The organism is Spirillospora sp. NPDC049652 (assembly GCF_040675125.1).
Classification (GTDB): Bacteria; Actinomycetota; Actinomycetes; order Streptosporangiales; family Streptosporangiaceae; genus Spirillospora.
The window spans coordinates 1-10,459 of record NZ_JBFAOF010000171.1 but is presented as its reverse complement, the minus strand read 5'-3'; the positions used below and the strand labels follow the sequence as shown (position 1 = coordinate 10,459).

Genomic DNA, 10,459 nt, shown 5'->3' with positions numbered 1-10,459 from the left:
GGCCCCGACCGGCACCCCGACCACGAGCACGACCGGCAACGCGAGCACGACCGGCAACGCGAGCACGGCCGCGACCGGGGACGTGACCGCGACCGTGACCGTCACCGCCACGGCCAGGCAGCCGCTCCCCGGCTTCAACCTCGACTTCCGCGGCCCGAAGATCACCGAGCTCACCGTGGACGGACGTCCCGCGGCCTTCACCCGGACCGGCCAGGAGCTCGCCGTGACCCCGTCCGGCGGCATCGCCGACGGCGCGCGGTTCACGACGGTCGTCCGCTACTCGGGGCGTCCCGTCCCCCTGAAGGGCGGCGCGCTCGGCACCTACGGCTGGATCCCGTCCAAGGACGGCGCGGTCGCGCTCGGCGAACCGGACGGCACACCGACCTGGCTCCCCGTCAACGACCATCCGCGCGACCGGGCCACCTACGCCTTCCACATCACCGTCCCGTCCGGCCTGCGGGCGGTCGCGAACGGCACGCCCGGACGGGTGGTGAAGCAGGGCGCGACGACCACCTACGACTGGACCGAGACCGCCCCGATGGCCACCTACCTGGCCATGGTCGCGATCGGGAAGTTCGAGGTCAGGCGGACGGACGCCGACGGAATCCCGGTGATCACGGCGGTCGACCCCCGGTACTCGCGATCGGCGCGGAAGCTGCAGCGGACGACCGCCGCCGTGCTCCGGTGGGGCGTGCGGACCTTCGGGCCGTACCCGTTCGCGACCGCGGGCGGCGTGATCGACGACCCGCCCCTCGACTACGCGCTGGAGACCCAGGAGCGTCCGGTCTACGGCGGTTTCGTGCCCGCCGAGCGCTTCGTCGTGCACGAGCTGGCGCACCAGTGGTTCGGCGACAGCGTCGGCCTGCACGACTGGAAGGACATCTGGCTCAACGAGGGCTTCGCGACCTACGCCGAGTGGATGTGGACCGAGCACAAGGGCGGGGAGACCACGAAGAGCGTCTTCAAGCGGTACTACACCCAGCCCGGCGGATCCCCCGTGTTCGCGCCGCCGCCGGGCACCCCCGCGCACCGCGACCTGTTCGGCTTCTCGGTCTACACGCGGGGCGCGATGTGCGTCGAGGCGCTGCGCGAGCGCATCGGCGACGCGAAGTTCGCCCGGCTGCTGAAGGCGTGGGCCGCGCAGGGACGCACCGCCCCCGTCACCACCGCCGACTTCGTCGCCCTGGCGGAGAAGGTCTCCGGAAGACGCCTGCACAGGCTGTTCAACGCCTGGCTCTACCAGAAGGGCAAACCAAAGAAGTGGTGACCAAACGGGCCGCGACGGCGCTGCTGCTGTCCCCGGTCATGGCGTGCACACCGATCACCGGAGCGGGAGCGGGCGCGCCTGCCGCCCGCGCCGGCGCGACCCCCGGCGCGCGCGCCGGAGCCGGGGCGGGGCCCGGGCCCGGCGCCCGGTTCACGCCCGGCGCCCCGGGCGGCGGGGACCCGTACTTCCCGGAGGCGGGGAACGGCGGCTTCCACGCCACCCACTACGACATCGACCTCGCCTACCGGCCGGCCGGACGCGCCATGCGCGCGACGACCACCGTCACCGCGACCGCGACGCAGAACCTGTCCCGCTTCGACCTCGACTTCCTCGGCAACACGATCTCCGAGGTGCGGGTGGACGGCAGGCCCGCCGCGTACACCCGGCAGGGACAGGAGCTGGTCATCACCCCGGCGGCCGGGATCCCCGAGGGCGCGCGGTTCGCCGTCACGGTGAAGTACGCGGGCAGGCCGCGCGTCCTGTCCGACCCGATCCTCGGCCGGACGGGCTGGCTGCCGACCAAGGACGGCGTGATCACGCTGTCCCAGCCGACCGGGTCGCAGACGTGGTTCCCGCTGAACGACCACCCGTCAGACAAGGCCACCTACGCGTTCCGGGTCACGGTCCCTAAGGGGTTCGGCGTGCTGGCGAACGGGGAGCCGCACGGGACCGAGCGGCACGGCTCGACCAGCACGTTCCGGTGGTCGTCGAAGCGGCCGATGGCGAACTACCTGGCCATGATCGCGATCGGGCGGTTCGTCACCCGCGACGGCAGGACGCCCGGCGGGGTGCGGTCGATCAGCGCGGTCGCCAGGTCGCTCGCGGCCAAGGACGCGAAGAAGGCGGACCGGCTGCAGCGCACCACCGCGCGCGTCACCGACTGGGAGGCGTCGGTCTTCGGCCGGTTCCCGTTCGACTCGACCGGCGGCATCGTGGACGACATCCAGATCGGGTACTCGCTGGAGACCCAGGACCGGCCCGTCTACCACGGCGACGCCGACACGGTGCTGATCGTCCACGAGTTGGCGCACCAGTGGTTCGGCGACAGCGTCAGCCTCGCCCGCTGGAAGGACATCTGGCTGAACGAGGGCTTCGCGACCTACGCCGAGTGGCTCTGGCAGGAGCGGCACGGCGGTCCGGACGCGGCGCACGCCTTCGCCGACGCGTACAAGCGGCCCGCGTCCGACGCGGCCTGGCAGCGCCGGACCGGCGACCCCGGACGGGACAAGCTGTTCGCCTACTTCCCCGTGTACACGCGCGGCGCGATGACCCTCCAGCAGCTGCGGAAGACGGTCGGCGACCAGGCGTTCTTCACGATCCTGCGGACGTGGGCGTCCGAACGCGCCGGGCGGACGGGCAGCACGGCCCAGTTCATCGCGCTCGCGGAGCGGATCTCGCACCGGAACCTCGGCCCGCTGTTCCAGGCGTGGCTCTACACACCCGGAAAACCGAAGATTTGAGATCAAACCGCGCTTGATGCCGTGGTGACGGCGGGGAAATCTGGGGCCGAACGATTTCCTCGTAAGGATGAGGCGAATGAGCAGAGTCCCCAGAATGCTCGCGACCACCGCCGTCACCGCGGGTCTCGCGCTGGCCGCCACCACGGCGGCCGCGCTGCCCTCGGACGCCGCGCCGGCCCGGTTCACGCCGGGCGCCCCCGGCGCGGGCGACCCCTACTTCCCCGAGATGGGCAACGGCGGCTACGCCCCGACCCACTACGAGATCGCGCTGAGGTACGACCCGGCGACCAAGGGCATCGACGCCGTCACGACCGTGCAGGCGCGCGCGACCCAGAACCTCTCCCGGTTCGACCTGGACTTCCAGGGCCTCGCCATCAAGTGGCTCACGGTGGACGGGCGCCGGGCGTCCTACAAGCGGCAGGGTTCCCAGGAGCTGGTGATCACGCCGCCGAAGGGCCTGCGGAAGGGCAAGCGGTTCGCGGTCACGGTCGCCTACTCGGGCGTCCCGCAGACCATCGACGACCCCGCCCTCGGCGTCTCCGGCTGGGTCCCGACGGCGGACGGCGGGCTCATGCTGAACCAGCCGATCGGCGCGGCCACCGTCTACCCCGTGGACGACCACCCGACCGAGAAGGCCACCTACGGGTTCACCCTCACCGCGCCCAGCAACCTCACCGCCGTCGCGAACGGCGACCTGGCCGGGAGGCGCACGCACGGCGGCTGGACGACCAGCCGGTGGGTGATGGACCGGCCGATGGCCAGCGAGCTCGCGATGATCGCGATCGGGAAGTTCGACGAGGTCAGGGGCCGTACCGCCAGCGGACGGCCGAACCTGACGTACACCGACGTGAACATGCGGATCCCGGCGGACAAGGCCCGGCAGTTCAACACCCAGACCGCCCAGGTCGTGGACTGGGAGTCGTCGATCTACGGGCGCTACCCGTGGTCGTCCACCGGCGGCATCACGGTCGCGGCGAAGGTGGGCTACGCGCTGGAGACGCAGGGCCGTCCGGTGTACGACCTGTCCCGGCGCCCCGGCACCATCCCGTCCGGCGGCCTGCTCGCGCACGAGCTCGGCCACCAGTGGTTCGGCGACAGCGTCTCCCCGCGCCGCTGGTCCGACATCTGGCTGAACGAGGGGTTCGCCACCTACTCCGAGTGGCTCTGGGCGGAGAAGTTCGACAACACTCCGGTCGCCACGAGCTTCCAGGAGGTCTACTCCAAGCCCGCCACCGACAAGCTGTGGAAGGGCGTCGTCTCCAACCCCGGACGCGACCACATCTTCGACGCGCTGGTCTACGACCGCGCGGCGGTCGCCATCCACGTCCTGCGCGGGCGGATCGGCGACCCGTCCTTCTTCCGGCTCCTCCGCGCCTGGCAGAGCGCCCACCGCGGCGGCACCGGCTCCACGGCCGAGTTCGTCCGGCTGGCCCGACAGGTCTCCCACAAGGACGTCTCCCGGTGGGCCCGCGACTGGATCTACGGCACCGGCAAGCCCGCCCTCTGATCCCGCTTCGCGCCAGGGGTGGCCCGGCTCCCGGGCCACCCCGCTCCTCGCCCGCCCGGGTGAGGTGTCAGTTGCCGATGGTGAGGGTGTAGCCGCGTTCGCGGAGGCGGCGGGTGACCTCTTCGCTGTGCTCGGTGCCGCGCGTCTCCAGCTGGAGCAGCACCTCGGCCTCCTCGACGGGGAGGCGCGCGGCGATCCGCTCGTGCACCACGTCCAGGACGTTCACGCCGAACCCGGCCAGCTCGCCGAGCAGCGTCATCAGCGCGCCCGGACGGTCCTTCAGGCGGCAGCGGACGACCAGGTAGCGGCCCGCGCCCGCGAGGCCGTGCCGCAGCACCTTCGCCATCAGCAGCGGGTCGATGTTGCCGCCGGACAGGACCGCGACGACCGGCGTCCGGACGGCGTAGGAGTGCTCCAGCAACGCCGCGACGCCGGCCGCGCCCGCCGGTTCGACGACCTGCTTGGCACGCTCCAGGCAGAGCAGCAGGGCCTGCGAGATGGCCTCCTCGGTCACCGTGACCACGGCGTCCAGCAACTCGCTGACCAGCTCGTACGTGAGCTCTCCGGGGCGGCCGACGGAGATTCCGTCGGCCATCGTCGGCTGCACGTCGATCCGCACCGGGTGGCCGGCGGCCAGCGAGGCGGGGAACGCGGCGGCGCGCTTGGCCTGCGCACCGACGATCTTGACGGGGTGCCCGGCGGCCTGCTTGATCGCCGTCGCGATGCCGGACATCAGGCCGCCGCCGCCGACCGCGCCGACGACCGTCCGCACGTCCGGGCACTGCTCCAGGATCTCCAGGCCGATCGTGCCCTGCCCGGCGACGACGTCCGGATGGTCGAAGGGGTGGATGAAGACCGCGCCGCGCTCCTCGGCGTACTCGGCCGCGGCCTCCAAGCAGTCGTCCACGGTCGGGCCGGGGAACACCACCTCGGCACCGTAGCCGCGGGTCGCGGCGACCTTCGGCAGCGGCGCGCCCTCCGGCATGAAGACGGTGGCCTTCGCGCCGAGCATGGACGCGGCGAGCGCGACGCCCTGCGCGTGGTTGCCCGCGCTGGCCGCGACGACACCGCGCGCCCGCTCCTCCTCGGACAGCCGGGCGATCCGCACGTACGCGCCACGGATCTTGAACGACCCGGTGCGCTGCAGGTTCTCGCACTTGAGCAGGACCGGCCCGCCGATCGCCTCCGACAGGACACGGGAGGGGATCAGCGGCGTCGGAACGGCGACGGCGGAGAGCAGCTTCCGCGCGTCCTGGACGTCTTCGATCGGGACGGAGACCACCCCCGCATCCTGCCACGCGCCCCGCCCGCCCCAGCACCCCGCATGATCATTCCCCGGTCCCCACACCGGTCCGACCAGCCCCCCGCCAACCCGGCCCCGCTTCAGCTCGTCCTACGTCAACCGTCCGGCATCAACCTGACTCGCGCCACCTGTGCCCGGCTCAGCCCGACCGGCTCAACCCGGCCGACTCAGCCCGGCCCTACGCAACCCCGCCCCGGCTCACCCCGGCCCAGCTCAGCCCAGCCCAGCCCGACTCAACCCGGCGCCGGTTCAGCTCGTCCTGCGTCAACCGGGCCCCGACTCTCAACATCCCGGCTCGATCAGACCGGCCCGGACGGGGCGGGGCGGCCTGGCCGGGGTGGTCCGAGCCGGGGCGGTCAGGAGATGGTCAGTCGGCGGACCAGTATCTGGTGGCTTCGAAGACCAGGGCCGCCGCGCCCACCAGTCCGGCGGTCTGGCCGAGGGCGGCGGGGACGACGCGGACGCGGCGGGCGTAGTCCATGCGGGCGTGGGCGCGGAGGGTCTCCTCCAGCGGGTCGAACAGGAGCGCGCCCGCCTGTGAGATGCCGCCGCCGATCGACACGACCTCCAGGTCGCACAGGTGGGTCGCGGACGCGATGGCGAGGCCGAGGGCGCGGCCCGCGCGGCGCATCGCCGCCTGCGCGACGGGGTGGCCCCGGCGGGCGTCGTCCGCGAGCGCGACACCGGTCGTGCCGGGCCAGCCCTGTTCGCGCGCCCAGTTCACCAGGCCGGGGCCGCGCGCGACGGCCTCCAGGCAGCCGTGCCCGCCGCAGCCGCAGGGCGGCCCGTCCGGGTCGACGATGATGTGGCCGATGTGCCCGGCGTTGCCGCTCGCGCCGTCGACGAGCCGGTCGTTCAGGATGAGGCCGCCGCCGACGCCCGTGGACACGACCATGCCGAGCATGTTGGCGCGGCCCCGGCCCGCGCCGCGCCAGTGCTCCCCGATCGCGAGGCAGATCGCGTCGTTGTGCACCCGGACGGGCAGCCCCGGGTAGGTCTCGCAGAGCCGGTCGCGGAGCGGGAACCCGCGCCAGGCGGGGATGTTCAGCGGGGAGACGTGCGCGTCCGGCCAGGTCATCGGGCCGCCGCAGCCGACGCCGACGCCGGCCAGCTCCGGCTCGCCCGCCTCGGCGAGCAGCTTGTCGAGCAGCGCGGCGAGCGTGCGCCACAGCCCCTCGGCGTCCATCGACAGGGTGTTCGGCGTGGGGACGCGGTCGTACACGGCGATCCGCCCGCCGGGCTCCACGACGGCGGCGGCGAGCTTGGTGCCGCCGATGTCGATCGCGAGGACGGGCGCGTCGGCCCCGCCCAGCGGGATCGCCTCGGGGGCCGCCCGGGTGACCACGGCCGTCACCGCCGCGGACGACGTGGCCGTCGCCGTGGCCGTCGCGGACACCGTCGCCGGGGCACCGGCCGGGACGCTCGCCGGGACGGTGCCCGGAGCGGTCGCCGGAGGCGCGCCGGGGACCGTCTCCCGGGCCGGACGCGGGACGAGCGGGCCGCTCACTGGTCGTCTCCCGAGGATCCGAAGGCGAGGATGGACGCGGTGAAGCCGTGCACGTGGTTGCGTCCGCCGACCGGGCCGATCTCCCCGGCGGCGAAGAACCCGCCGACCCCCGCCGCACCGCCGAACGCCCGGTGCAGCACCCGCGCGTCATGGTCGGAGTCGGGGAACATGGCGCGGCCGCGGCCGTTGCACGAGAACAGCAGCGCGCCCTCCACCGGCGTCATCTCGAACCGTTCGAGCAGCTCGGCGAGGTCGGCCTCGGCCGCGTCGGCGTCGCGGACCTGGAACCGGACGGTGCGCCCGACGTCGACCACGTCGCCGATCGCGATGGCGCCGGTCTCCTCGTCGGCGCCGACCACGCCCCGGACGACGAAGTCGCCCTGTTCGTGCTCGTCGGCGTACTCGTCCATCGCCACGCCGATCAGCAGCCCGCGGCCGGCGAGATCCTGCTCTTCCGGGGGCAGGGCGAGCACGACCTCCTCCAGCTTGCTGAGCGCGGGCGCGCCCGCCAGCTCGTAGAGGATGTTCTCGTCGGCCTTGGTGACCACCATGTCCGGGCCGATCGGGCGGGCGCCCTGGCTGACGACGGTCGCGGCGTTCACCTGCCCGCCGAGGACGACGCCGACCGCTCCCTCCGAGAACGCGTCGCCGTTGACGAACACCCGGGTCGAGCCGCGTTCGGGGCCGTCGGCCAGGCCGCCCACCAGGGGCAGCCCCGGCATCGCCTCGCCCGACCGCTCGACGAAGGCGTCGATCGGGAAGCTGTAGGGATCGGCGAGGAGCACGCCCACCACGTCGTCGTCGCTCGCCTCGGGCATGCCGACGACGATGAGCCGGTCCTCGCCTTTCAGCGTCTCCAGCCGGAACGGGGTGAGCCGCGCGTCCGGCAGCACCCCGGCCCAGGCGCTGACGGCGCCCCGCCCCTCGACGCCGCGGCCCGCGCCGATCACTCCGGCCGCCGAGCAGCCGAGGAAGACCCGCGCGCCCGCCGTCTCGTAGGCGCGCCGGGCCGCCGCCTCGATCTCGGCGGGGTCGCCGCCGGAGACGAAGACGCAGACCAGGTCTGGTGCGGCGGACAGCTCCGCGCGGGCCTGCCGGACGGCGGTCTCGGCCGCCTCGGTCAGGTCCGGGCCGAACGCCAGCCCGTCACCGAATCGGGCCATCGGTCCCCCCAATCTCCGTACGGTCACACTCCAGTCTCCCCGCTCGACCGGGTCGGACGCGAACCACCGCCCCGCCTGTGGACAACCGCGTCGCCGCCCACCCCTCCCCCGCCACCGACCGGCCTCTACCCGAGGACAGCCGAACAAGCTCGCCCACAAACAGGACGAGCCCCCGCCGACCAACGAACGAGGTCACCTGCCGGCGCGTGGACAGAGTCCCCCGCAGACGCGACAGGCCACCGCCGCAGTGCGGGCGGGCGCACGGGGTCACCTGCGGACGGACAGGGTCACCTGCGGACGGGCGGACGTGGTCGCCCGCCGAGGAGCGGGCGGGTCAGGTGCGAACGGGGCGGGCGCGGGCGTCCGTGGATCGGGCGGGCCGCCCTCGGGCGAGGGGATGGGGCGGGCGGGAGGGGATTCCGGTCGGCGATGCGCGACGTAGTGTCGGTCGCGTGCGTGCATCCACACCTCGCGAGAGCACCCTGGGCGAGCTGCGCACCAGCGGCCACCAGTACGAGACCGTGAAGGAAGAGATCCGTCGGAACCTGCTGCACCGGCTGAGATCCGGACAGCCCAGGTTCCCGGGGATCGTCGGCTTCGACGACACCGTCCTGCCCCATCTGGAGCGGGCCCTGCTGGCCGGGCACGACCTGGTGCTGCTGGGCGAGCGCGGCCAGGGCAAGACCCGGCTGATCCGGACGATCGCCGGGCTGCTGGACGAGTGGACCCCCGTCGTCGAGGGCTGCGAGATCAACGACCACCCGTACGCGCCGGTGTGCGTGCGGTGCCGGCGGCTGGCGGACGAGCTGGGCGAGTCCCTCCCCGTCGCGTGGCTGCACCGGGACGACCGGTACGGCGAGAAGCTGGCCACGCCCGACACGTCCGTGGGCGACCTGATCGGCGACGTCGACCCGGTGAAGGTCGCCGAGGGCCGCACGCTGGGCGACCCCGAGACCGTCCACTACGGGCTCGTGCCGCGCACCAACCGGGGCGTGTTCGCCGTGAACGAGCTGCCCGACCTGGCCGAGCGCATCCAGGTGTCGCTGCTGAACGTGCTGGAGGAGCGGGACGTCCAGATCCGCGGCTATGCGCTGCGGCTGCCGCTGGACGTGCTGCTCGTCGCGTCCGCCAACCCCGAGGACTACACCAACCGCGGCCGCATCATCACGCCGCTGAAGGACCGGTTCGGCGCGGAGATCCGCACCCACTACCCGGCCGAGCTGTCCGACGAGCTGGACCTGGTCCGGCAGGAGGCCGACCTCGGCGCCGGCGGCGTGGAGGTGCCGGACCACCTGCTGGAGGTCGTCGCCCGGTTCACCCGGCTGGTCCGGGACTCCACTGCGGTGGACGCCCGGTCCGGGGTGTCGGCGCGGTTCGCGCTGGCCGGGGCCGAGACGGTCGCGGCCGGGGCGGTCCGGCGCGCCGCCCTCACCGGGGAGGACCGTCCGGTCGCCCGGGTCTGCGACCTGCCCGCCGTCGTCCCGACGCTGATGGGCAAGGTCGAGTTCGAGGTCAGCGAGGAGGGCCGCGAGCAGGAGGTGCTGGAGCACCTGCTGCGCCGCGCGGTCGCCGAGACCTACCGGCGGACGCTGGGCGGGGCCGACCTGTCCGGCCTGCTGGACAAGTTCGACTCCGGCGAGACCGTGGAGTCGGGCGAGCTGGTGCCGGCCGGGGAGCTGCTGCGCCGCACCGGCCCGGTGCCCGGCCTGGCGAAGATCGTGGAGCGGCTCGGCATGTCCGGGGAGTCCCCCGGCCAGGCCGCGGCCGCGCTGGAGTTCGCGTTGGAGGGACTGTTCCTGACCCGGCGCCTGTCGAAGGACGACACCGGGACCTATTCGCTGTGAGACACCGCCCGTGACGCATTGAGGTTGGCATGAGCCGTTACCGGTACGGGGCGTACCACGAGGGCCCGGACCCGCTCGCCCCGCCCTACGACGTCCGGGAGGCGCTGGACGCGCTCGGCGACTCGGTGCTGGAGGGCACCCGGCCCGGCGACGCGCTGCGCGAGCTGCTGCGCCGCGGGCTGCCGAACGACGTCCGGAACCGGCGCGGCCTGGACGACCTGCTGCGCGAGGTCCGCGAGCGGCGGCGCGAGCTGCGGCGGCGCGGCCGGATGGACGGCACGCTGGAGCAGGTGCGCGCGCTGCTCGACACCGCGATCGGGCAGGAGCGGGCGGAGCTGCTCGGGGAGGCCGCCGCGCTCCCCCCGGACGAGCGGGACGCGGGCCTGTCCGACGAGACGCGCCTGCGCC

Annotated in this window: 7 protein-coding genes and 1 pseudogene; 5 read left to right on the top strand and 3 right to left on the bottom strand. The window is 73.8% G+C overall.

Annotation, left to right across the window (positions count from 1 at the left end; all coding sequences use genetic code 11):
- From AB0J52_RS14345 to AB0J52_RS14335, 3 genes are all read left to right on the top strand, one after another.
- Positions 1-1,267, top strand: a 1,267-nt coding sequence (locus AB0J52_RS14345; RefSeq protein ID WP_500182033.1) for a M1 family metallopeptidase, incomplete at its 5' end; no start/stop codon positions are given.
- Positions 1,264-2,727: a M1 family metallopeptidase gene (locus tag AB0J52_RS14340; RefSeq protein ID WP_500182032.1), complete on the top strand. Its 1,464-nt coding sequence runs from the start codon at positions 1,264-1,266 to the stop codon at positions 2,725-2,727. The genes AB0J52_RS14345 and AB0J52_RS14340, both read left to right, overlap by 4 nt.
- Before the next feature lie 76 nt (positions 2,728-2,803).
- A complete protein-coding gene (locus tag AB0J52_RS14335; RefSeq protein WP_500182031.1) occupies positions 2,804-4,234 on the top strand; it encodes a M1 family metallopeptidase in 1,431 nt (476 codons plus the stop codon).
- A gap of 67 nt (positions 4,235-4,301) precedes the next feature.
- On the opposite strand, the gene ilvA is transcribed toward AB0J52_RS14335, so the two are convergent.
- The 3 genes from ilvA to AB0J52_RS14320 all read right to left on the bottom strand — a co-directional run bounded on the left by ilvA (position 4,302) and on the right by AB0J52_RS14320 (position 8,207).
- Positions 4,302-5,516, bottom strand: a complete 1,215-nt coding sequence (gene ilvA / locus AB0J52_RS14330; RefSeq protein ID WP_500182030.1) for a threonine ammonia-lyase — start codon at positions 5,514-5,516, stop codon at positions 4,302-4,304.
- A 388-nt stretch (positions 5,517-5,904) separates the two neighbouring features.
- The gene (locus AB0J52_RS14325) at positions 5,905-7,044 is read right to left on the bottom strand and encodes an ROK family protein (protein ID WP_500182029.1); all 1,140 of its coding nucleotides are present in this window, start codon (positions 7,042-7,044) and stop codon (positions 5,905-5,907) included.
- Positions 7,041-8,207 carry an FIST signal transduction protein gene (locus tag AB0J52_RS14320; protein ID WP_500182028.1) on the bottom strand — a complete coding sequence of 389 codons (1,167 nt, stop codon included), beginning with the start codon at positions 8,205-8,207 and terminating at the stop codon, positions 7,041-7,043. Before AB0J52_RS14320 ends, AB0J52_RS14325 begins: the two co-directional genes overlap by 4 nt.
- Positions 8,208-8,659: 452 nt before the next feature.
- Here AB0J52_RS14320 and AB0J52_RS14315 point away from each other — a divergent pair, with 452 nt between their 5' ends.
- A complete protein-coding gene (locus AB0J52_RS14315) occupies positions 8,660-10,051 on the top strand; it encodes a sigma 54-interacting transcriptional regulator (RefSeq protein WP_500182027.1) in 1,392 nt (463 codons plus the stop codon).
- A gap of 29 nt (positions 10,052-10,080) precedes the next feature.
- Positions 10,081-10,459 (top strand): annotated as a pseudogene (locus AB0J52_RS14310) (hypothetical protein); the annotation flags it as partial.